Source organism: Maricaulis sp. (assembly GCF_048270265.1).
In the GTDB taxonomy this organism is placed as follows: Bacteria; Pseudomonadota; Alphaproteobacteria; order Caulobacterales; family Maricaulaceae; genus Maricaulis.
Window position 1 is genome coordinate 1 of sequence record NZ_JBLWTD010000001.1, and the last position, 22807, is coordinate 22807.

A 22807-nucleotide genomic window follows, 5' to 3' on the forward strand; every position below is an offset into this window, starting at 1 on the left:
TGCAAGACTGACAAGTCGAGCAGAGACGAAAGTCGGCCATAGTGATCCGGTGGTCCCGAGTGGAAGGGCCATCGCTCAACGGATAAAAGGTACGCCGGGGATAACAGGCTGATGATGCCCAAGAGTCCATATCGACGGCATTGTTTGGCACCTCGATGTCGGCTCATCGCATCCTGGGGCTGGAGCAGGTCCCAAGGGTTTGGCTGTTCGCCAATTAAAGCGGTACGTGAGCTGGGTTTAGAACGTCGTGAGACAGTTCGGTCCCTATCTGCCGTGGGTGTCGGAAAATTGAGAGGAGCTGCCCCTAGTACGAGAGGACCGGGGTGGACGTATCTCTGGTGGACCTGTTGTTGCGCCAGCAGCATAGCAGGGTAGCTATATACGGACGGGATAACCGCTGAATGCATCTAAGCGGGAAGCCTCCCTCAAAACTAGTTTTCCCTTGAGAGTCGAGGAAGACCACCTCGTTGATAGGCCAGATGTGGAAGTGCGGTGACGCATGAAGCTGACTGGTACTAATAACTCGATTGGCTTGATCTCAACGATGTTCATGCACGGCGATTGCTTCGCCTGTGCATCAAGCACCTCAAACAGGATTGTCTCTTCAAAAACATGAAATCTAACGCGCTGACCGGGTGGTTATTGCAAGGGGATCGCACCCGTTCCCATCCCGAACACGACCGTTAAGACCCTTAGCGCCGATGGTACTGCATCTCAAGGTGTGGGAGAGTAGGTCGCCGCCCGGTCTGCACGTTAGATTTCATGATCCTCCACACGCAATTCAATCAAATCAACCGCTCTTCGGCGCGGTTTTTTTGTGTCCGGATTCCTGGGCTTTTGACGGTTTTCTGACTGATTTTCGGGCAAAACCCCCTCATTTCGCGCTTATCCCCGGCCTGATACCCGGCACCAGGACCGATCTGGAGCCCTGTTGGTGCCGCGATCGGCGGCAATCCGTCGTTGAAGGGGCCTCAGGCGCGTTCGCGCAGCCACAGGCTGGCCAGGATTTTCACCCCCGCCTGCACCGGTTCGCCGGCATGCAGCGACATCGGATCGCCCTGGCCGGCCGCGTCGGTATTGGCAAAGCTGAGCGCATCGCCGCTGGCGCCGGTCCAGCTGATGTCCAGGCGCGGAAACACGGTGGCACCGCCGCTGAACTCCTGGTTGAGCCGCACCAGCGTGGTCGCAATCCGCTGGCCCCGCCGGGCGAGATCCGCCGCCGTGACCGGCCCGGTATCACTGAGATAATCGACATGCGGCCGGTATTGATCGCCCGGCCGGTAGAGCAGCACAGCCAGCGGCTCACCCTGATCGAAAGTGCCGCCGGCCAGCATCGCCATGCGCATCTTGATCGCCCATAACACCAGATCCATCGCCCCGTCCGGCAGCGCCGCGGTCAGCGACTGCCGGTAGGGATCGGGCCGGGGTTGTCCCGTCAGCGGGTCAAACACCTGGGCCGGCTTGAGCAGGGAGGCCGCCTGGGCGGCCAGGTAATCGCACAGCATCGCCGGCAGGAAGCCGGTCGACCGCGCCACGCGTGGCGCCGGGTGGATGGTCTCGGCCGGGGCCGCGGGCTCAAGAATGGCAGCAAGCAGTGGCTCGGCCGCAGGCCAGTCGGGCGCGGCGGTGCCGGATGGTGCGGTGGCGGCGGCCTCGGGCAGGGCGGTTGTCGCCGTGATCAGGGCGCTCGCCAGCGGGTGACCGGACCGGCCCAGCGCCGGCGCCAGGCGCCGCGCCACGGGACTGATCCTTCCGGTCTCGAGCGCCAGGCGCAACAGGGCCGCGATCGCGGCCGCGCTGCCAGCCTCGGCGGCTGTCTCCAGCAGGGGGCCGCACAGGGGCGGGTCCGCGGGGGCCGCGCCATCGGTCATCAGGGCCGAGAGCAGCGCAATTTCCGTCATCGCCAGGGCATCGCCATTGCGCGCCGCCTCGATCCGCTGCGCCAGGGCGGCGGCGGGATCGGCCGTCACGCCATAGCCGCTGGCGCGGATGAAGGCCCCATGCCGCCGCAATGGCGGCGTGTCCGGCGCCGAGAACACGGTTTCAGCGGCGGCGGGCTTCGCGCCGGCCGGGGCCGATGGATCCGCACTCATCTGCAATAACAGGCTCGCACAGCCGGCATCTCCGCCGGTGGTGGCGGTGCGCAGCCCGGCGAGGGCCGCCTCATATCGGCCATTGCGCCAGTCCAGGAGGGCCTGGTCGAAGGGATCGGGCAGGGTTTTGCTGTCATTGCTCATGGCCACAAGTCTAGGCCCATTTCCCCCTTGCAGGCAAAGCGCAGCTGCCGCCTTGACGCACCCGCCGCGCCAGCCTACATACGCGCCTCTCCCGGGCATCGCCCCGGGCAGACATCCTGATGCGGGGTGGAGCAGTCCGGTAGCTCGTCAGGCTCATAACCTGAAGGTCATAGGTTCAAATCCTATCCCCGCACCCAAAGAAAAGCCCGTCAACTCATCGAGTTGGCGGGTTTTTTGATTCTGGGTTGGGGCGCGGCGCGGAAGATCAGCGCGTGAGATATTCAGCGTCTCCGGTGACCCAGCCGAGATGGAAGGGTCGCCCGGGTACGCTTATGGCTCGTGGCAACCCGCCTGTCTCGCCTGGTGCACCCAGCTCGGCAGTGAAGGCGGCGAAATCCTCGTGCCAGGCCCGGGTCCGCGAGAAGGAGTGCACGATCATGATGGCAAGGTCGGCCTTGAATCGGTCAGCCTCGATTATGGCCGACGCCGAGCGGTGGAAGAGCTGATAGCGCAGCTCCGGCGCCGGTGGGTAGCTCACACCCAACAGGGTGCAGAGATGTTGGAGGCGCTCGATCTTGCCGGGACTGGGCTGTTTGAACCATTCGCCGATGCTCGGCCCGAAGGGTTCATTGACCTTGCCCTCGATCATCACGGCGGCGGTTTGCGCCCCGATCCGGCAGAACATGAAGGCGTCATTCTGACTATCGGTAGCGCCGCCGGGCAGGGGGACCTTGTACTCGGGGATGATGAGCAGCGGCTCAGGTTCGGCGCCCCATTGATTGCGGATTGCCGTTGCGACCTCGGAGGGCAGGCCATCGGCCCCTTCCCAGCAATAGGCCAATGATTTGGCGGAGTAACCGGTCTTCCAGTGCAGGTCGGGCTTGGCCAGAAATTGCTTCCAGTCCTCCGGTCCGCTGGTGGGTTTGTAGATGGGCGGCATGATCAGGTGTCTCCGGCTCGTGGCCAATTTCCGGCGCAGCGGTGTGCACGAAAACGAGCTTGTCACCTCCATCCTAGCGCCTCATTCGGCTGATTGCATTCGGTATCATGGGGGGCTGAAGAACCGGAATTATGGGATGGGACCAATGAAACCCTGCCGCCGCCCCGCACGGCCCGGCTTCCGCCCGGCGCGCCTGTCCGGCTTGATTTTTCGCCCCGAATGGCCACCTCTTGGAGGTTGAGCACAGGTGGAGACGGGCCAATGGCCGGCGGATGGACCCGGGACGGGGCGATACAGGACCAGATCGACGATACGGTGTCGGATGCGCTCGAGCATGCGCGCAGCAGGATGCCGTCGGGCGAGAGTGCGGAATTCTGTGTGGAGTGCGGCGAGGCGATTCCCGAGCCGCGGCGGCTGGCCGTGCCGGGCGTGCGGACCTGTATTGCCTGTCAGTCGCAGCGCGATGGCCAGCGCGCGGCGTCCAGCTTCAATCGCCGGGGCAGCAAGGATAGCCAGCTCAAATAGGGCGTTTGGCTGAGCTGCCGGGGCTGCCGGGCGAGCGCCCGGTCCTCAGCCGGGTCTCACCATCCCCATGCGCTGATAGAAGCCGATGGCTCCGGAAGGATTGTCGGCGGCGACCTTCAGATCCACCTCGGTGACGCCGAGCAGCTGAAAACTGCGGAAGATCTCCGTCATCATCGCCCGACCCAGGCCGCGGCCGCGCCAGGGGGCGGCGATGGCGATATCCTTGACGAAGCCAAGGCTCCAGCACTGGGCGAAGCCGGCGAGGGCGCCGGTCGCGTCGTCGATGGCGACGAAGCACAGTTCGGGGCGGTATTCCGGATCGGCGGTCAGGGCCGCCCACCAGGTTTCGAAATCGAGCACATCACCACCGCCCTCCGCATAGGCGGCATTGAGCAGGGCGCGGGCGGCGCGGGCATGGCGCCGCGGCTCGAACTCGGCCCGCACCAGGCCGGCCGGCCAGATGGGGGTGTAATGGGTGGCGGGGTCGATGTGTTTGCGCAGATGGATTGCAACAGGGGCCATGGGCGGGCTTCCAGCGTGAACGGCCATGCGGCGATCGCGGCCGCGCGCGTCAATTTATGGCGGCATTGAGCGCCGCCACTACCCCATCTTATCCCCGCCTCCCCCCGGGCGGCTAGACTGGCCACTGTTGCCGCGTCCGGCGGACCGGTTCCGGCCCGGCCGCAACGGGCGATCAGGGAGGGGGATTTGAAGACAAGGCCAGCGCAGATCGAGGTGAGAAATGCGGCGGGATCTGTAACGTTCCGGAACCAAAGGGAAAACATCCGGCAGATCGCCGGAAGCCGGGCGATCCGGAGCACTCCGGAGACACATGGGGGCACACCAGGGGCAGATCCGGAGGCATGAAGGACAGCCGGGGAACCCATGCGGGGATGATACGGGCCAGGCCGGAGCCGGGCCGGCGGCCGCCTGTCGCCAGCATGAACGCCGCACTCAGGCTTCACTCAGGCGCGAGACGGCATCTTCCCCTCATCGCCCTTCGGACATTTCGCCCGGCGGCTAACAGGAGCAAGACCCATGTCACTTCGTCGTTTCTTCATGGCCGGCCTGGCGCTGGCGTCCCTGGCCGCCGTCAGCGGTGCTGCCGAGGCTCAATCCCGCGGCCACCACGCGGCCCAGACCCGCGAGGCGCTGCGCAATTCGCGTCCCGTCGCGATGGAATCCAATGCCCGCGGCTATTCTCCGGTCCTGAATATCTACCAGGATATGCGCCGGGGTTTCGAACAGGGCGTTTCCGTCAACCAGAACGGTCACAACAATGGCGCCTCGCTGTTCCAGAACGGACGCAATGGCACCATGTCGCTGCAGCAATACGGCAATGACCTCTCTGCCAATCTCTACCAGAACGGCGATGGCAATATCGTCGCCGTCGCCCAGGTCGGCGAAGGCAGCACCGTCAACACGGTGCAGGAGGGCAATAACAATGTTCTCGGGGTCATCCAGGTCGGCAATGGCCAGCACCAGACCTACACCCAGGTCGGTGATGGCAATGCGGATATCATCTTCAGCTTCGGCTGGTAGTTCAGACCCGGCTGCTGCTGCCCGCTGACCCGCGGAGCAGCAGCGCGCCGGTCAATTTTCTGCCGGCGCCCCGAGCTGCGCCGCAAGGGCTTCGAGCGTTGCCGCGATATCGCTGACATGCACCGGCCGCTCCAGCACTTCAGCCAGCGCCGGTGGCGGTGTCAGCCGCAGGCCGATCAGCGGCTCCACCACATCGGCAAATTTGTAGGGATGCGCCGTCGCTGCGGCGATCCAGGGCCGTTCGGCCTGTGTTTCCGGTGTCATCCGGGCAAAGGCCTCCAGAGCGGTGGCCGTGTGCGGGCAGGCGATATAGCCGCTCTGCTGATGGCTCGCGGCAATGCGCGCGCGGATGGCTTCATCCTCGACCCGCACCACATCCTCGATCAATTCATCCCCAAAACCCGACAGACGTTCGAAATTGCTCGGCGCGCCGACATCCATTGCATTGGCCAAAGTCGCGATCGACTGGCGGGCGGTGTATTCGCCGCTCGCATGCCAGTCGGCGAGGGTGCCATTGGCATTCGTCGCCAGCACGACCGGTCCGATCGGCAGGCCGCAGGCGCGCGCCAGCACGGCGGCAAAGGCATTGCCCAGATTGCCGGTCGGCGCGATCAGGCCGGGCTTGATCCCCGTCGCCTTGAACACATCCAGACTGGCCCGGGCCCAATAGGCCATTTGCGGCAACAGCCGTCCGATACTGATCGAATTGGCCGAGGTCAGCCCGTGGCGGGCGCTGAGCGCCCTGTCGGCAAAGGCCGACTTGACGAGGCGCTGGCAGGCGTCGAAATCGCCCGTCACCCGCAAGGCCGTCACCGGTTCACGCCAGCAGCACAATTGCCGTTCCTGGAAGGCGGAGATCCGTCCCCGGGGAAACAGGATCACGGCGCGGGCATGGCGCGCGCCCTCGGCCGCACAGCCGACCGCGCCGCCGGTATCGCCCGATGTGGCGGCGAGCACGGTGATCGGATCGTCAGCGCTGGCAATGGCATCGAAGGCCCGGAACAGGAAGCGGGCCCCGAAATCCTTGAAGGCCCCGGTCGGCCCGTGGAACAGCTCGAGCACCTGCAGGCCGGGCTCGCTCTTGTCGGGCGTTACCAATGGCAGCGGAAAATCAAAGGCCGAGGCACAGATCGCCTCCAGCGGCTGCGCCAGTGGCGAGCCGGCAAAGAAGGGCGCGAGCAAGCGGTTGGCGAGGGCACCCAGGCTGGCATTCCCGGCAAAATCACCCGGCTCGAACTGCGGCAAGGTCTCGGGCAGGTAGAGCCCGCCATCGGGCGCGACGCCGGCACGCAGGGCCTTGTCGGCGCTGACCAGCGGCGCCTGGCCGCGTGTGCTGCGATATCTCATGCCACCGGCTCCAGCCGCAAACCATCACAGATGAGGGGCGCATGATAGGGCCGCGCGCCGCAACCGGCCGCCGCAAAGGCCGCCGCCATCGCCGAGCCGCAGGCTTTCGCCTGATCGTCCGGCACCCAGGCAAAGACCGACGGGCCGGATCCGGAGAAGGAACAGCCCAGCGCCCCGGCCTCCAGTGCTGCGGCCTGCACCGCTGCGAGTTCCGGCAGCAGCGGCAGGCGCTGCGGCTCGATCAAGACATCGCGCAGCCCGCTGGCGATCAGTTCGCGATCATTGCTGGCACAGCCGGCCACGAAGCTGGCGATGTTGCGCGCATGTTCGACGGCGATGTCCTTGGAAATGCTGTCAGAGAGGAGTTCGCGGGCGCGGCGGGTCTCGATCTTGCGCTCCGGGTGAAACAGGATGCAGGCAATGCCATCCGGCAGCGGCAGGCGCCGGATCAGCGGCGGATCAAGCCGTGCCGCGATCACCAGACCGCCGAGCAGGGAGGCCATGACATTGTCCCAGGGCGGCGGATCGGCAGAGACGCGCTCGCCCTGCATCGCGGGAAGCAGGAGGTCCCCGGTCTCGAAGGGCGTCTCCAGCAAGGCATTGACGGCGCCGGCCGCAGCGACCGCCGAAGCGGCCGATCCGCCCATGCCGGCACTCAGTGGGACGCCCTTGTGAATATCAATCCGGCAGCCGAATCCGGCACCGGCCGCGTCCAGCACGGCCTGGCCTGCGGCGAGGGCGCAATTGCGGTTCACTTCGGCGGGCAGGTCCTGGACCAGGCCGGAGACCGTGCCCAGCTGTACGCCGGGCGCGCGGGTACGGTGCGCGGTGACGCTGTCGCGCACGGCATCGAAGGCGAGGCCGAGCACGTCAAAACCGACGCCGACATTGCCGATACTGGCAGGCGCCGAGGCGCGGGCCGAACTGGGAGCCGATGTCATGCGATTTCTTCTCCCGGCATTCGTGCCGTCTGTGCGTACCGCTGCGGCCGCAGGCCGGCGGGTTGCTTGAGATGGCCACCGGCCAGGCGCTGTATGTCGACGATATCGGCGAACACTGCCTCTGCCGTCGGCCAGCGGCCGGCACCCTTGCCCTGCACATAGAGGGATTCATGGGGAAGTTGAACGAGAAAGCCGTTCTCCTCATTGCGCAGCTGCGCCAGGCGATGGTCCGGTTCAAGCGCACGCAGTTCGATCCGCGCCTCGATGCGGCCATCACTGCTGGCCGAGCAATGACCGACCTGCTTGAAGACCAGATTCTGCTCTGCGGCCGCCTGCATCCGGTGGGCCGAGAGGTCCGACAGGCTTTCCTTGGCGATGTCGCCGGGGGCGATGCTGACGCCGAAGGCGTGGCGGATAATGATGGCCAGCTTGTCGGCGGCATCGTCGCCATCGATATCGCCGCGCGGATCGGCCTCGGCAAAGCCCAGGGCCTGGGCCTCGGCGATGGCATCGGCGAGCAGGGCACCTTCGCCCAGCCGGCCGAGAATGAAATTGCAGGTCCCGTTCATCACCCCCTCCACCGAAAGCACGGCACCGGACTGGCTGACCCGGTCGAGGGTTTCCAGGATCGGGGCGCCGCCCCCCACAGCGGCCGAATAGCGCAAGTGCCGGCCGGAGTCGGCTGCGAGTTCGTGCAGCCGGTCGAAGTCGAGTGCGATCACCGCCTTGTTGGCGGTCACCAGATGCATGCCATCACGCAGTACGGACTGGCTGAGGCTGCGGGCAACACCGGTGCCGCCGATGGTCTCGACGACGATATCAGGCTGGTTTTCCAGCGCCTCGGCCAGATCCTCGGTGAAGCGCAGGCCGGCCTGCCCGTTGCGGGCATGATCGAGCGCATTGCGCACCAGGACCGGGTTGAGCTGGAAGCGGCCGGGATGGGCCAGCAGATGTTCGCAGACGCCGGCGCCGACGGAACCATGCCCGAGCATGGCCACGCGCAGCGGGCGCACGCGGTGCCGGGCACCGGTTTTGGGCTGCACGGGGCCGATCCGCGTCGCGAAGGCCTTGCCCAGGGCGGCCACCTCGATGATGACGCCCAGCGACTGCGCCGCCTGGATCGCCTTGTCCTGCACCAGGCCGCGGCTGACACGTGCCGCTTCGGCATAGTCGAGCTGGTCGAAGCGGTGGGCATCGGGCACGCGGGCCGGGTCGTCCGTATAGACGCCATCGACATCCTTGATCAGGCGGGCGCGGCTGGCGCCGAGCCAGTGGGCGAACATGACGGCCGTCAGGTCGGTGCCGCCGCGGCCCAGCGTTACCGGCCCGTCGGCGCCCTCGCCGAAAAAGCCCGGCGCGACAATGACATCAGCCTGTTCGAAATGTGCCAGCACACGCGCCTTGTCGAGACCGGTCAGGTTCGCATCCAGCGACGAACCTTCGGCCTTGAGGCTCATTTCATGCGGGTCGAGCACTGCGGCCGTGATGCCGGCCCGCTGCAGGGCCAGCCCCATCAGGGCGGCCGATTTCAGCTCGCCGCAACGCACCAGCCGCGCCAGCATGGCATCGTGCGAGTTCTGGCCGACCGAGGCGCCGACGTCGAAGAGGGCATCGGTCTCGCCGTCGAGCGCTGAGACCACCGCGACGACCTTCTCGCCGGCGCGTGTGTGGCGGTAGACCTCATGGGCGGCGCGGGCATAGTCGTCGGCCGTGTGGAGCACGGAACTGCCGAATTTGAGAACGCAGAGCTTGGGTGCGGACGCTGGGCTGGCTGGAGATGTCACTGGACTGGTCCTTTGGATGATCTGGATTTCAAGCATGAAAAAACCCGCTTCCTGGTGGGAGCGGGCCGGGGTGTGATACGGATTTTGAAAACCGCTAGTCCACGCCAACCTGCCCCCTCGTACCCGAGGTGGTCATGGTAATGGTCATGGTGGTGGAAATGAGTGCCGGGCCGGACATGCCAAGGCCATCGCCGCGGGTCGCGCAGCGCTGGAGGTCAAGGCGGGTCAGGGCATCAAGGGGCATGATCGTCCGGTCAGTTGTGCCGTGCCCCGAAACAGGGCTTGGCGAAATTCTTTTGCAAGAAAGGCCCAACCGGCGCGCTCGGTCAAACGTTTTTTGCCACAAAGCTGCATTTCACGCACCAGGCGAGCCAAAATGTCACGCCATGCGTTGTGGCGAGGGCCGTGTTGCGGACAGCAAAAAGCCCCGGCCATTTCTGACCGGGGCTGGTTTGTCTGAAGGCGCTGGGCGGGGCTATTCTGCCGCTGTTTCCAGTGTCTTGCCGGCCTTTTCAAGCCGCGGTGCCGCCGCGCGGACATAAGGCGCGACATGGTTTTCGAAGGTCTTGAAGTTTTCGATGAACATGGCAACCAGCTTGGCGGCCTGCTCGTCATAGGCCTCGCGGTCCGCCCAGGTCGAACGCGGGTCGAGAATGGCACTGTCGACGCCATCGACGGCGACCGGCACCATGAAGCCGAAATTGGGGTCTTCACGGAAGGCGGCGGTTTTCAGCGATCCGTCGAGGGCGGCATTGAGCAGACCGCGCGTGGCCTTGATCGGCATGCGCTTGCCCGTGCCATAGGCACCGCCGGTCCAGCCGGTATTGACCAGCCAGCAATCGACATTGTGCGTTGCGATCAGCTCGCGCAGCAGGGCGCCATATTCGGCCGGATGACGCGGCATGAACGGCGCGCCGAAACAGGCCGAGAAGGTGGCGCTGGGTTCGGTGACGCCCTTTTCGGTGCCGGCGACCTTGGCGGTATAGCCCGACAGGAAATGATACATGGCCTGGGCCGGGGTCAGCCGCGCGATCGGCGGCATGATGCCGAAGGCGTCGCAGGTCAGCATGACCAGGTTTTTCGGGTGACCGCAGGTGCCGGATTCGCTGGCATTGGGAATGGCGCTGAGCGGGTAGGCGCCGCGGCTGTTTTCGGCCAGGGAGCTGTCGTCAAGATCAAGGACACGGGTGTCCGGATCCATCACGACATTCTCGAGCACCGTGCCCCACATCTTTGTGGTGGCGAAAATCTCCGGCTCGGCCTCGGCCGAGAGCTTGATCATCTTGGCGTAGCAACCGCCCTCGAAATTGAACAAGCCATTGGGCGACCAGCCATGCTCGTCATCGCCGACCAGGGTGCGGCTGGCATCAGCGGAGAGGGTGGTCTTGCCGGTGCCGGACAGGCCGAAGAAGATCGCCGCATCATCATCCTTGCCGACATTGACCGAGCAATGCATCGGCATCACGCCCTTGGCGGGCAGGAGGTAGTTGAGGATGGTGAAGACGGACTTCTTGGTCTCGCCGGCATAGGAGGTGCCTCCGATCAGCACGAGCTTGCGGGTGAAGTCGACACCGATCACGGTTTCGGAACGGCAGCCATGACGCGCCGGGTCAGCCTTGAAATCGGGCAGGTTGACGATGGTGAACTCGGCCTCGAACTCCTGGAGTTCGTCTTCGGTCGGCAGGCGCAGCAAATGGCGGATGAAGAGCGAGTGCCAGGCCAGGTCATTGACGACCCGCACCGGCAGGCGATGGTCCTTGTCGGCGCCGCCAAACAGCTGCTGCACGAACAATTCCTTGCCGTTCATGTGATTGCGGAAATCGGTCCACAGTGCGTCGAAATGGGCCGGGTCGATCGGGGCGTTGTTTTCCCACCAGACCTGATCTTCGGTTTCGGCGTCACGGACCGTGAACTTGTCCTTGGCAGAGCGGCCGGTATGGACGCCGGTCTTCACGACCAGGGCGCCGCCCTCGGCGACTTCGCCCTCATTGCGTTGCACCGCAGCTTCGTAAAGCCGGGCCTCGTTCCAGTTGAGATGAACCTTGCCAGCCTGGATACCCATAGCCGCGAGGCCGCCATCGTGACGTTCGGATGTCGACATGTTCCTGTTCCCCCAGTGGCCCTCTCATCTGCCGGAGAGGTAACCCTTTTCGCTTGCGGCGTGCTGCAGACCGGGTCTGCTTGGTTGGCGCGCCGCGCTCACATATGCCGGAGAGCGCAAGAGTCTTGCCACGTCCAGCAAACCGTCATGTGATGTGGCGGTACCAGATCAACTTGAACCAGAAAAGCCAAAAAGGCACGCCGGAAATCGAACAGAAGGTTGGAACTCGCCATGTTAACGCTATCGCTCCTGGGCAGTCTGCTCTTGACCACCCAAGCCGCCGAGGCTCCCGAGCCCGCACCTGCTCCGGCGCTGGAGACGCGCTTCATGACGATGGCGCTCGATTGCGTCCAGCGTGAATACCCCAACAAGATCAGCCACGTTCTAGCCTCTGACGCCGATGCCCGGACGCCGCGCGAACTGCACCCGGCCTTTTATGGCTGCTTTGACTGGCACTCCTCGGTGCATGGCCATTGGTTGCTGGTGCGCCTGTTGCGCACCATGCCCGACAGCGCCCTGACCCAGGCTGCAACCGCAGCGCTCGATGCCAATCTGACGCCGGAGAATATCGCCGGCGAGCTGGCCTATTTCGATGCCGAGGGCCGTGCGGCCTTCGAACGGCCCTACGGGCTGGCCTGGCTGCTGCAGCTCGGCTCCGAGCTTCGTGAATGGGACGATCCGCGGGCCGCGCGCTGGCGCGAGGCGATCGCTCCGCTCGAGCAGACCGTGTCAGACCGGTACAGAAGCTGGCTGCCCAATCTGGCCTATCCGATCCGGATCGGCACTCACAACCAGTCCGCCTTTGCCCTCGGGCTGGGCCTCGACTGGGCTCGCGAAGCCGGCGATGCCGGGCTGGAGGCGCTGATCGTTTCCAAGGCGCTGGAATTTCATGCCCAAGACCGCAATTGCCCGATTGGCTATGAGCCCTCGGGCGAGGATTTCCTTTCGCCCTGCCTTATGGAGGCGGATCTGATGCGCCGTGTCATGCCGCCGGCGGAGTATGCGGACTGGCTGCAGGGCTTCCTGCCGGATATCCCGCTCGATGGCGCGTCCGACTGGCTGACGCCGGGCATCGTGCTCGATGCCAGCGATGGCAAGCTGGTGCATCTCGACGGCGTCAACCTGTCCCGCGCCTGGGCGCTGGAGGGCATTGCCTCGGCGCTGCCGGACGCCGATCCGCGCCGCGCATCCTTGCTCGCCGCGGCGGCAGTGCACACCGATGTCGGCACGCAATCCGTCAATGGCGAGGACTATGCCGGCGGTCACTGGCTCGCCAGCTTCGCCACCTATCTGGTCACCGGGCGCGGTGTTGAAGCCCCGGCCTGGCGCGAACTGCCGGAATAATCATTCGGGCAGCGGAATATGTTCGGTTTCTCCGGCGGGCAGGGTGAAGCGCCCGTCTGCCGGGAAGCCGGCCGCGGCGGCACCGGACCAGTCAGCCCTGGCCTGTGTCAGCCGGTCGGCATCGCTGGCAACGAAATTCCAGAAAATCTCGCGTTTGCCGAGCGGAGTGCCGCCACACAGCATCACGACACTCTCAGTGGCCGCGGCGAGCACCGGCGCGCTGCCCGGCGTGAGCACGGCCATCTCGCCGGGCTGCAAGGCCTCACCATCCATCGTCGCCTCGCCGCTGACCAGATAGACCGCGCGCTCGTCGTGTTCGATGTCGAGCCTTGCGGCAGAGCCGGCGGGCAGGGTGCCGTGCAGATAGAAGATCGGTGAGAAGACCTCGGCCGGCGCCTCATGGCCCCAGGCGGTGCCCAGGATCAGGCGGAAGCGGGCGCCATCGCGCTCGAAGTCGGGCAGCGACGCGGCCGGGTGATGGTGGAAAGCCGGGGCGATATCTTCCTGGCCCTCGGGCAGGGCGACCCAGGTCTGGATGCCGTAGAGGGCATGGCCATCGGCGCGCTCCGGCGGCGGGGTGCGCTCGGAATGGACGACGCCGCGCCCGGCCGTCATCCAGTTGACATCGCCCGGACGGATGACGGCATCGATGCCCAGACTATCCTGGTGCCGCAGGGCGCCCTCGAACAGATAGGTCACGGTCGCCAGCCCGATATGGGGATGAGGGCGGACATCGATTCCCTGACCGGGCGCGAATTGCGCCGGTCCCATCTGGTCGAAAAATATGAAGGGGCCGACCATGCGCTGGCGCGGGGCCGGCAGGACACGCCGCACTTCGAATCCGCCGAGATCGCGGGTGCGGCCCTCGATCCTGCGTTCGATCATTGCCGACATTGTGATGCCTCCGCCTGTTGTGGACTGACCGCAACCGCTTGCGCGGCGCGTTTCAACTCTCATAGTGCCTGCATCTGTTTTTGGGGAGGACTTCATGAAAACAATCATCGCAGGTGCTGCAGCACTGATGCTCGCCAGCACCGCCTTTGCCCAGGACGCGTTCGAAATCGATCCGGCCCGGGCCGAGACCGCCGAAGCGCTCATGGTCCAGGCGCTCGAGAGCGATCTGGCCTGGTCCGTCGTTGAATCGCTGACGACCGAGGTCGGGCCGCGTCTGGCCGGTTCCGAAGCCGAGGCGCGCGCCCGCGCCTGGGGCGAGGCGCTGGGGCAATCCTTGAGTTTTGACAGCGTCACGGTCGAGCCCTTCACCATGCCTTTCTGGGACCGCGGCGAGCTCGAGATCTCGATCACCGCACCCTATGACATGGCGCTGCACGGTACGGCCCTGGGTGGTTCCGGCCGCTCACCCATCCTGCGCCCGATCAATTCCGATGTCGTCTATTTCCGCAATGTCGATGCCCTGACCGCCGTCGCCGATGGTTCGCTTGAGGGCAAGATCGCCTTTGTTGACGGTGATCCGCTCGTCGCCACCCAGACCGGTGCCGGTTATGGCCCGGCCAATCAACGCCGCCGCATCGGCTGGCAACATGCCGAACGCGCCGGCGCCGATGCCATCGTCGTGCGCTCGGTCGGCTCGGATCATCACCGTAATCCGCACACCGGCATGATCAGCTCGATGGACGGCGATTGGGCCAGCATCCCGGTCATCGCCATTTCCAATCCCGATGCCGACCATCTGCGCCGTCTGCACAATAATGGTTCGCCGCTGGCGATGCATCTGCGCGCAACGCCCGGCTGGCATGGCGAAGTGACGAGCGGCAATGTCGTGCTGGACATTGTCGGCAGCGAATTGCCCGACGAGATCGTGCTGATCGGTGGCCATCTCGACAGTTGGGATATCGGCACCGGCGCGGTTGATGACGGGGCCGGCATCGCCATCACCGTCGCCGCCGCCGAACTGATCGCGCAATTGCCCGAGCGTCCGCGCCGCACCATTCGCGTCGTGATGTTCGGGGCCGAAGAGGTCGGTCTGCTGGGGGCTCGCGCCTATGCGGAGCAACATGCAGACGAGCTTGGCAATCACGTGCTGGCGACCGAATCCGATTTCGGCGCCGGTCGCATCTGGCAGTTCGCCTCCAATGTCGATGAAGGCGCCAATCCGGCGGTTGATGCGATTGGTCGCATCCTGCTGCCGCTGGGTGTCCTGCGTGGCGGCAATGATGTCCCCGGTGGCGGGCCGGACATCATCCCGATGGCGATGCAGGGCGTGCCAACTGTCCGGCTGAACCAGGACGGTATGGATTATTTCGATCTGCACCACACGCCGGACGATACGCTCGACAAGATCGATCCCGACGCCCTGGCCCAGAATGTCGCCGCCTATGCTGCGATGGTCTATCTGGCCGCCAATTTGGATGTCGATTTCCGCGGCCCTGCCTAAGAGGCGGCCGCAGAAGAATAGACGCGCCGGCTGTTGCAGCCGGCATGACGGATCGGCAGGCCTTCGGTGATTGACCGGGGGCCTGCCAGCTCCGCAAGTCCGGAGACGCCGATGAATATCAAGCAAGCCGCCGCCCTCAGCGGACTGCCGGCCAAGACGATCCGCTATTATGAAAGCATCGGCCTGGTCTCGCCGCAGAGGGCCGGGAATGGCTATCGCGACTATCGCGAGGCCGATCTGCACCAGCTCGGCTTTCTGGCCCGCGCCCGGGCGCTCGGATTTTCCATCGAGGACTGCCGGAGACTGCTCTCGCTCGACGGCGATGCCTCGCGCTCCAGCGCCGATGTGAAGGCCCTGGCGCAGCAGCATATCCGCCAGATCGGCGACAAGATTGCCGAGCTCAAGGCCATGCGCGCCACCCTGCAGAAACTCGCCAGCGCCTGCCATGGCGATGACCGGCCCGACTGCCCGATCATCGACGAATTGTCCGGCCTGCAATCGGCCGGCTGCGGGTCATCAGCCAAGACTTAGCGGGTGATGGATTCTTCCGCTTGACCTTCCAGCCACTGGAAGGATTACACCTGTGCTGTTACTTCACAGAGGCAGCGGTCATGACATCCGATCATCACCAACATTCGTCCACTTGTTGCGGCGCCGCCGGCCATGCCCATACAGGCCAGGCCATTGATCCCGTCTGCGGCATGAGCGTCGACACGGCGGCCGGCAAGCCGCAATTCGAATATGGCGGCACGACCTGGCATTTCTGCGCCGCGCGCTGCCGCGAGCGCTTCGCCGCCGACCCGGAACATTTCCTGGCCGGCGCCCATCGCCAGGCCGAGGCCGCAGCGCCCGCCGGCACGCAATATACCTGTCCGATGGACCCGGAGATCATCCAGGACGGGCCGGGCACCTGTCCGATCTGCGGCATGGCGCTGGAGCCGATGGGCGTGCCGGCCGGTGATGTGGGGCCCAATCCGGAACTGGTCGATTTCCGCCGCCGTTTCATCATCGGCGCTATCCTCACGGTCCCGCTGCTTCTGCTGTCCATGGGGCCGATGGTCGGGCTCGGCTTTCTCCGCGAGTGGGTGGGTGAGGGCGCGGCCCTGTGGCTTGAACTCGCCCTGGCGACGCCGGTGGTTTTGTGGGCCGGCTGGCCCTTCCTGCAGCGTGCGGTGCAATCGCTGCGCACCGGCCATCTCAACATGTTCACCCTGATCGGGCTCGGCGTCAGTGCCGCCTATATCTACAGCGTCACGGCGGTGCTCCTGCCCGGCATTTTCCCGGACGCCTTCCGCCATATGGGCGGCCATGTCGCGGTCTATTTCGAGGCCGGCGCGGTGATTATCGTGCTGGTCCTGCTCGGCCAGATCCTCGAGCTCGGCGCGCGTGAACGCACGGGTTCGGCCATCCGCGCACTGCTCGATCTCGCGCCAAAGACGGCGCGCATCATCCGCGAAGATGGCAGCGAGGAAGAGGTCGCGCTCGACAGCGTGGCGGTCGGTGACCGGTTGCGGGTGCGGCCCGGCGAGAAACTGCCCGTCGACGGGGTCGTGGTGTCGGGGCATTCCCCGGTCGATGAATCCATGATCACCGGTGAGGCCGTGCCGGTCGAGAAGGACGAGGGCGACAGCGTCACCGGCGCCACGATCAATGGTTCCGGCGGGCTGGTGATCGAGGCGCGCCGCGTGGGCGCCGACAGCGTGCTCAGCCAGATCGTCGAGATGGTCGCCAAAGCCCAGCGCAGCCGCGCCCCGATCCAGAAATTCGCCGATATCGTGGCCGGATGGTTCGTGCCGGCCGTGATCGGTGTCGCCATCCTCGCCTTTATCGGCTGGTCGCTCTGGTCACCGCCGCCGGCGATGGCGCATGCGCTGATCGCCGCCGTCTCGGTGCTGATTATCGCCTGTCCCTGTGCGCTGGGGCTGGCCACGCCGATGTCGATCATGACGGCCGCCGGACGCGGCGCCCAGGCCGGCGTCCTGATCCGCGATGCCGAGGCGCTGGAGCGCTTCGAAAAAGTCGACACGCTGCTGGTCGACAAGACCGGCACGCTCACCCTGGGCAAGCCTGCCCTGGTCGGTGTGCAAGGCACCGGCGCTCATTCCGGCGATGATGTGCTGGCCCTCGCCGCAGCGCTGGAACGCGGCTCGGAGCATCCGCTCGCCGAAGCCATCCTGAAAGGCGCGGCGGCGCAGGGGCTGGACCTGGCCTCGGTCGAAGACTTCCAGTCCGTCACCGGAAAGGGCGTGACAGGCCGCGCAGGCGGGCATCAGCTGGCGCTGGGCAATCGGGCGCTGATGGATGATCTCGGCATTGATGTCTCGGCCCTCCAGGCCGATGCCGATGCACGCCGCGATGCCGGTGAGACCGTGATGTTCCTCGCCGTGGATGGAAGTTGTGCGGGCTTCATCGCTGTCGCCGACCCGATCAAGGACAGCACGCGCGCCGCGCTGAAGGATCTCGCCGTTTCCGGCATCCACGTCATCATGGCCACCGGCGACAATGAACGTACGGCGCGGGCCGTGGCGGCGCAGCTGGGCATTGACGATGTCCATGCCGGGGTGCTGCCCGCCGGCAAGGCAAAGCTGATCGAGGACCTGCAGGCCGCCGGTCACCGGGTCGCCATGGCCGGTGACGGGGTGAATGATGCTCCGGCGCTGGCGCGCGCCGATGTCGGCATCGCCATGGGCACCGGCGCCGATGTCGCGATCGAGAGCGCCGGGATCACCCTGGTGAAGGGCGATCTGACCGGCATTGTCCGCGCCCGTCATCTGGCTCAGGCGACGATGCGCAATATCCGGCAGAACCTGTTCTTCGCGATGATCTACAATGCCGCCGGGATCCCGGTGGCGGCGGGGCTTCTCTATCCGGTGTTCGGCATCCTGATCTCGCCAATGTTTGCCGCCGCCGCCATGAGCCTGTCATCGGTCTCGGTGATTTCCAATGCGCTGCGCCTGCGCAGCGTCAAACTGTGATGGGTGCGCCCATGGACACGAACCAGAAGGCGATCCGTATGAACCGGCGCGATTTTCTCAACACCACGCTCGCCGCCGGCGGTTTCGCAGCCGCCAGCTCGCTTCTGCCCGCCTGGGCCCAAAGCGCGGCACCGCTGACCAGTGCCGGCCTGCCCGCGCTGACCGGCACGCGCTTTGATCTCAATGTCGGGCGCACGCCGGTGAGGATTGATGGCTGCGGCAGCCGCGCCGTCACCGTCAACGGGCATATGCCCGCGCCGGTGCTGCGCTGGCGCGAGGGCGAGGAGATCACGCTCAATGTGACCAACTCGCTGGACGAGGATACCTCCATCCACTGGCACGGCATTCTCCTGCCCTTCCAGATGGATGGTGTGCCGGGCGTGACCTATCCCGGCATCGCACCGGGCGAGACCTTCCAGTACCGTTTCCCCGTCCGCCAGTCGGGCACCTACTGGTATCACTCCCATTCCGGCCTGCAGGAACAGATGGGCCATTACGGACCGATCATCATCGATCCGGCCGGCGAGGACCCGGTCGGTTATGACCGCGAATATGTGCTGATGCTCGGCGACTGGACGTTTGAGGGCGCCCACACCGTCTTCAACCGGCTCAAACAGGTCTCCGACGTCTACAATACCCAGCGCCGCACCCTGGTCGACTTCTTCCGCGACGCGCGGGAGGAGGGCCTCGACCAGGCCGTCTCCGAGCGCACCATGTGGGCGCGGATGCGGATGAGCATGACCGATATCTCCGACGTCACCGCGGCCGCGTATACCTATCTAATCAATGGCCATGGGCCGCAGGACAACTGGACCGGCCTGTTCCGCCCGGGCGAGCGGGTACGGCTGCGCATCATCAATTCGTCCGCGATGACGATCTTCAACCTGCGCATTCCCGGCCTGCCGATGACGGTCGTCCAGTCGGACGGGCTGGCCGTGCAGCCGGTCGAGACGGACGAGTTCCAGATCGGGGTTGCGGAAACCTATGACGTCATCGTCGAGCCGCGCGATCAGGCCTATACGATCATGGCCGAGAGCATCGACCGCAGCGGTTATGTCCGCGCCACACTGGCGCCGCGCGCCGGCATGCAGGCCGAGGTGCCGCCGCTGCGCGAACGGCCGCTGTTGAGCATGCGCGATATGGGGATGGATCACTCGGCCATGGGCGGTGACCACGCCGCCATGGGCCATGACATGCCAGCCGCTGCTGCCCCGGCGGCCCCCGTGGATCATTCCACCATGGACCACGCCGCGATGGACCACGCCGCGATGGGTCACGCGATGCCCGCGCCCGCAGCCCCGATGGATCACGCCGCTATGGGACACGGAACCCCGGCTCCGGGCATGGATCACGCCGCCATGGGGCATGGCACACCTGCTCCTGCGCCGGCGATGGACCATGCGGCGATGGGGCATTCAATGCCGGCACAGCCAGCGCCAATGGATCACGCGGCGATGGGCCATGGCTCTGCGCCGATGGCCGGGATGGAGACTCCGCTCACCCATGACCACCCCACGGGCCCGGGCGTCGCCATGATGCCGGCCATGGTGTTCGACCGGCTGGGTGAGCGCGGGATCGGCCTGGCGGAGGTGCCGCACCGGGTGCTGGTCTATACCCAGCTCAAGAGCCTTGAGCCCAATCCGGACCGCCGCCCGCCGGAACGCGAGGTGGAGGTGCACCTGACCTCGAATATGGAGCGCTATATGTGGTCCTTTGACGGGGCGGCCTTCTCGCCGGTCGTCGAGCCGATCGTCTTCCGGCATAATGAACGCCTGCGCCTGACCCTGGTGAATGACACCATGATGCCGCACCCGATCCATCTGCACGGCATGTTCTTCGACGTCGTCAATGGCGAGGACGCCCACAAGCCGCGCAAGCACACCATCATCGTCAAGCCGGCCGAGCGCCTGTCCGTCGACGTCACCGCCGATGCGCTGGGGGAGTGGGCCTTTCATTGCCATCTGCTCTTCCACATGCATGCCGGCATGATGCAGGTGGTTTCGGTTCGCCCCGGACATGGAGATCATCATGGCCATATGTAAACCGCTCGCTGCCGCGCTTCTGGCGCTGGCCATCCTTCCGGCCGCAGAGGCACGCCAGGGCAATCCGGTCGATGCCGATCCGGCACGCATGGCTGCCGCCCGCGCTCACATGTTTCATGGCATGGGGACTACGCATTCCATGGTGCTGGTCGACCGCTTCGAGCATCTGAGTGGCGGGGAGGATGACGCCTTCCTGTGGGACGCCCAGGGCTGGATCGGTGGCGACGAACGCAAATTCTGGATCAAGACCGGCGGCGAATATTCCTTCGACGCCTCCGAATTCGACTCGGCGGAAATCCAGGCGCTCTACAGCCGCGCCATCTCGCCCAATTTCGATCTGCAGGTCGGTGTGCGCCATGATTTCGAGCCGGGCCCGTCGACCAGCTATGGCGTCGTCGGTGTGCAGGGGCTGGCGCCTTACTGGTTCGAGATTGATGCGGCGGCCTTCCTCAGCGATGCCGGCGATCTGACAGCGCGCATCGAGGCGGAATATGATCTGTTGATCACCCAGCGCCTGGTGCTGCAGCCGCGCGCTGAAGTCCAGTTTGCTGCCGGCGATATCGCCGATCATGATCTCGGCTCCGGGCTGACGGAAACCGAATTCGGTCTGCGCCTGCGCTATGAGTTCAGCCGCGAATTCGCGCCCTATGTCGGGATCGAATGGCATGATTTGCAGGGCGATACCGCCGATCTGGCGCGGCTGGCCGGCGAGGCGACGAGTGACCGGGTCATTGCCGTCGGTATACGCTTCTGGTTTTAAGGCCGGCTTCGCCGGAACGGGGGGATTTCGATGACGGCAGTATTACGCTGGACAGCGCGCATCCATAAATGGCTGGCCCTGTTTGTCGGCATCCAGATCGTGATCTGGGTGGCCGGCGGTGCGGTGATGAGCCTGCTCGATATCGACCGCGTGCATGGCGATCACCATGTCGCGCCGCCGCCGGTTGTCGAGCTTGATCTGGCCGGGGTCATTTCTGCGGCGCAGGCGGCCGATGCGGCGGGGCTGCCCGGTCCGGTCCGGACGGTGGCGCTGATGCCCTGGCTCGGGCGCGCGGTCTATCAGGTCGAGAATTATTTCGGCGAAAGCCGGCTGGTCGACGCCCATAGCGGCGAGCGCCTGACCCCGATTTCCGGGGCGACGGCGATTGCCCTGGCCGAGGACTTCCATCGCGGTGATCTGCCCGCGCAGTCGGTTGAATATCTTGAGGCGGCGACGACCGAATACCGCGATGCGCCGCTGCCGGCCTGGCGGGTCAATTTCGACGATGGCGACGGCACCAGCCTCTACTACGCCGCCGAGACCGGCCTGCTCACCAGCCGGCGCAATGATGAATGGCGGTTGTTCGACTTTTTCTGGATGCTGCACATCATGGGCTATCAGGACCGGGATGATTTCAACACCATCTGGCTCCAGGGTTTCGCCCTGTTCAGCCTCGTCACGGTGTTCGCCGGCCTGCTGCTGCTCTTCATCAAGATGCGGCGCAGCCTGCTGATGGCCCTCAAACAGGCCGAGTCGAAGCCCTGAGGGGGTGACGGCCGGTCCGCCTCACATGCGGAAATTCAGGAACACCACCAGCCCGCTATAATCATAGCCTAGGCTCAGCGTGTCGCGGGATCCGGTGTATTCGATATCGCTGGTGACATAATAATACCCCGCGCCCAGCGCGACATGATCGGTGACGGCAAATTCCGCCGACAGGCGCAGATCAGCCAGTGAACCGGCGACATCATCGGTTTCCAGGAAGAAGAGATCGGTGCTCGCCTTCAGCGTCCACCGCTCGGTGATTTCGGTCTGGCCGCGCAGGCCGACCGTGGGGAGCGGCAGGGTCACGGCCTCGCGCTCGCTCAGGCCGAAATCGGGCGCGGTGAGGCCGAGATCGACATCGGCCATGAAGACACCGGCGGAGACGCCGAACTCGTGGTTCATGCCCCGCGAGACGACATAGGTATAGTTCAGCTTGGCGATGGCGAGGCGGAACTGGCTGTCGAGATCGGCGCTGTAGGTGAAGACCTGGTCGCCGAACTGGATTGTCTCCTCGAGAACCGTCGTGCTGGCGCGTGAGAGCCTGAAATAGCTGGCATCAAACCGGTGGCGCCCGCTATCGCCCAGCCGCAGGATGGCATCGGCCCGCAGGACGGTCTTGGACAGGTCGAAACCGAGATCATCGGCAAAATCCAGCTCGGTGCCGCGCCCGAGCGCTGCGGAATCGAAGCGGATCGCCGCATCATGATCGGTCACGAAGCCGCCCAGTGCGAGCTCGAAAGTGGGCCTTTGCCGTATCGAATCCGGGCCTTGTGCCGCGGCGCCGGCGCTGGCGGCAGCAGCGAGGGCAGCAAGGGTCAGGGTGAATTTGAACATGGGAAGCCTTCGGCCGGGGATGAGGTGAACACGGTCCGGTCCGGGCGCCACGAGGCGCAAAACCGTTGCAGGGCAGGCCATATCGGCGGGCCTCAATCACCATAGGGGCCGCCGCCCGGTTGTCAAAGTGAACAGAATATGACCGGCGCGGCCCCGCAATTGCCCCATGCCGGACGGAATAACCTTAATTGATCCTTAAATCGCCGTAACCCGGCGCGTTTTCGGTCCCAGTCCTGAACGACAAGGAAAAGGTTCCCGGACAACCGGGGATGAGG

The 22807-nt window shown here is 65.4% G+C and carries 19 protein-coding genes, 1 tRNA gene and 2 rRNA genes; 12 read left to right on the forward strand and 10 right to left on the reverse strand.

Annotated features, from left to right (window positions below; translation table 11 throughout):
• Positions 1-540 (forward strand): 23S ribosomal RNA (locus ACN0YF_RS00005); the annotation flags it as partial.
• 91 nt (positions 541-631) lie between these two features.
• A 5S ribosomal RNA gene (rrf, locus tag ACN0YF_RS00010) occupies positions 632-746 on the forward strand.
• Positions 747-971: 225 nt separating this feature from the next.
• Here rrf and ACN0YF_RS00015 read toward each other — a convergent pair.
• Positions 972-2237 (reverse strand): prolyl hydroxylase family protein, encoded by a 1266-nt coding sequence (locus tag ACN0YF_RS00015; protein ID WP_417492835.1) that lies wholly within the window; start codon positions 2235-2237, stop codon positions 972-974.
• A gap of 120 nt (positions 2238-2357) precedes the next feature.
• Here ACN0YF_RS00015 and ACN0YF_RS00020 point away from each other — a divergent pair.
• A tRNA-Met gene (locus ACN0YF_RS00020) sits at positions 2358-2434 on the forward strand.
• A 68-nt stretch (positions 2435-2502) separates the two neighbouring features.
• Here ACN0YF_RS00020 and ACN0YF_RS00025 read toward each other — a convergent pair.
• Entirely contained in the window at positions 2503-3177 is a 675-nt protein-coding gene (locus ACN0YF_RS00025; RefSeq protein WP_417492836.1) for a DUF6946 family protein, read from the reverse strand.
• A 261-nt stretch (positions 3178-3438) separates the two neighbouring features.
• Here ACN0YF_RS00025 and ACN0YF_RS00030 point away from each other — a divergent pair, with 261 nt between their 5' ends.
• Entirely contained in the window at positions 3439-3702 is a 264-nt protein-coding gene (locus ACN0YF_RS00030; RefSeq protein ID WP_417492837.1) for a DksA/TraR family C4-type zinc finger protein, read from the forward strand.
• Between the two features lie 45 nt (positions 3703-3747).
• On the opposite strand, the gene ACN0YF_RS00035 is transcribed toward ACN0YF_RS00030, so the two are convergent.
• Complete coding sequence (locus tag ACN0YF_RS00035) at positions 3748-4224, reverse strand: GNAT family N-acetyltransferase (RefSeq protein ID WP_417492838.1); 477 nt, start codon at positions 4222-4224, stop codon at positions 3748-3750.
• A 516-nt stretch (positions 4225-4740) separates the two neighbouring features.
• Here ACN0YF_RS00035 and ACN0YF_RS00040 point away from each other — a divergent pair.
• Entirely contained in the window at positions 4741-5244 is a 504-nt protein-coding gene (locus ACN0YF_RS00040) for a hypothetical protein (protein ID WP_417492839.1), read from the forward strand.
• Between the two features lie 51 nt (positions 5245-5295).
• Here ACN0YF_RS00040 and thrC read toward each other — a convergent pair whose 3' ends face one another.
• The 5 genes from thrC to ACN0YF_RS00065 form a co-directional block, all read right to left on the reverse strand.
• Positions 5296-6591 (reverse strand): threonine synthase, encoded by a 1296-nt coding sequence (thrC, locus tag ACN0YF_RS00045; protein WP_417492840.1) that lies wholly within the window; start codon positions 6589-6591, stop codon positions 5296-5298.
• Entirely contained in the window at positions 6588-7532 is a 945-nt protein-coding gene (locus ACN0YF_RS00050) for a homoserine kinase (RefSeq protein WP_417492841.1), read from the reverse strand. The genes thrC and ACN0YF_RS00050 overlap by 4 nt, the downstream gene beginning before the upstream one ends.
• Positions 7529-9316 (reverse strand): homoserine dehydrogenase, encoded by a 1788-nt coding sequence (locus tag ACN0YF_RS00055; RefSeq protein ID WP_417492842.1) that lies wholly within the window; start codon positions 9314-9316, stop codon positions 7529-7531. The genes ACN0YF_RS00050 and ACN0YF_RS00055 overlap by 4 nt, the downstream gene beginning before the upstream one ends.
• Before the next feature lie 94 nt (positions 9317-9410).
• The gene (locus tag ACN0YF_RS00060) at positions 9411-9560 is read right to left on the reverse strand and encodes a hypothetical protein (protein ID WP_417492843.1); all 150 of its coding nucleotides are present in this window, start codon (positions 9558-9560) and stop codon (positions 9411-9413) included.
• A gap of 231 nt (positions 9561-9791) precedes the next feature.
• Positions 9792-11417, reverse strand: coding sequence for a phosphoenolpyruvate carboxykinase (locus tag ACN0YF_RS00065; protein WP_417492844.1), 1626 nt, complete (start codon positions 11415-11417; stop codon positions 9792-9794).
• Positions 11418-11648: 231 nt separating this feature from the next.
• Here ACN0YF_RS00065 and ACN0YF_RS00070 point away from each other — a divergent pair, with 231 nt between their 5' ends.
• Positions 11649-12761, forward strand: coding sequence for a DUF2891 domain-containing protein (locus tag ACN0YF_RS00070; RefSeq protein ID WP_417492845.1), 1113 nt, complete (start codon positions 11649-11651; stop codon positions 12759-12761).
• Here ACN0YF_RS00070 and ACN0YF_RS00075 read toward each other — a convergent pair whose 3' ends face one another.
• Positions 12762-13655, reverse strand: a complete 894-nt coding sequence (locus tag ACN0YF_RS00075; RefSeq protein WP_417492846.1) for a pirin family protein — start codon at positions 13653-13655, stop codon at positions 12762-12764.
• 127 nt (positions 13656-13782) lie between these two features.
• On the opposite strand from ACN0YF_RS00075, the gene ACN0YF_RS00080 reads away from it, so the two are divergent.
• The 6 genes from ACN0YF_RS00080 to ACN0YF_RS00105 all read left to right on the forward strand — a co-directional run bounded on the left by ACN0YF_RS00080 (position 13783) and on the right by ACN0YF_RS00105 (position 21698).
• On the forward strand, positions 13783-15156 hold the full coding sequence (locus ACN0YF_RS00080; protein WP_417493080.1) for a M20/M25/M40 family metallo-hydrolase: 1374 nt from the start codon (positions 13783-13785) through the stop codon (positions 15154-15156).
• A gap of 111 nt (positions 15157-15267) precedes the next feature.
• Positions 15268-15687 (forward strand): Cu(I)-responsive transcriptional regulator, encoded by a 420-nt coding sequence (gene cueR / locus ACN0YF_RS00085; RefSeq protein ID WP_417492847.1) that lies wholly within the window; start codon positions 15268-15270, stop codon positions 15685-15687.
• Between the two features lie 80 nt (positions 15688-15767).
• A complete protein-coding gene (locus ACN0YF_RS00090; RefSeq protein WP_417492848.1) occupies positions 15768-18131 on the forward strand; it encodes a heavy metal translocating P-type ATPase in 2364 nt (787 codons plus the stop codon).
• A gap of 11 nt (positions 18132-18142) precedes the next feature.
• Positions 18143-20173, forward strand: coding sequence for a copper resistance system multicopper oxidase (locus tag ACN0YF_RS00095; RefSeq protein WP_417492849.1), 2031 nt, complete (start codon positions 18143-18145; stop codon positions 20171-20173).
• Positions 20160-20933, forward strand: coding sequence for a copper resistance protein B (locus ACN0YF_RS00100; protein ID WP_417492850.1), 774 nt, complete (start codon positions 20160-20162; stop codon positions 20931-20933). The genes ACN0YF_RS00095 and ACN0YF_RS00100 overlap by 14 nt, the downstream gene beginning before the upstream one ends.
• Positions 20934-20963: 30 nt before the next feature.
• A complete protein-coding gene (locus ACN0YF_RS00105; RefSeq protein WP_417492851.1) occupies positions 20964-21698 on the forward strand; it encodes a hypothetical protein in 735 nt (244 codons plus the stop codon).
• Between the two features lie 21 nt (positions 21699-21719).
• Here ACN0YF_RS00105 and ACN0YF_RS00110 read toward each other — a convergent pair whose 3' ends face one another.
• Entirely contained in the window at positions 21720-22532 is an 813-nt protein-coding gene (locus ACN0YF_RS00110; RefSeq protein ID WP_417492852.1) for a hypothetical protein, read from the reverse strand.
• Between the last annotated feature and the right edge of the window lie 275 nt (positions 22533-22807).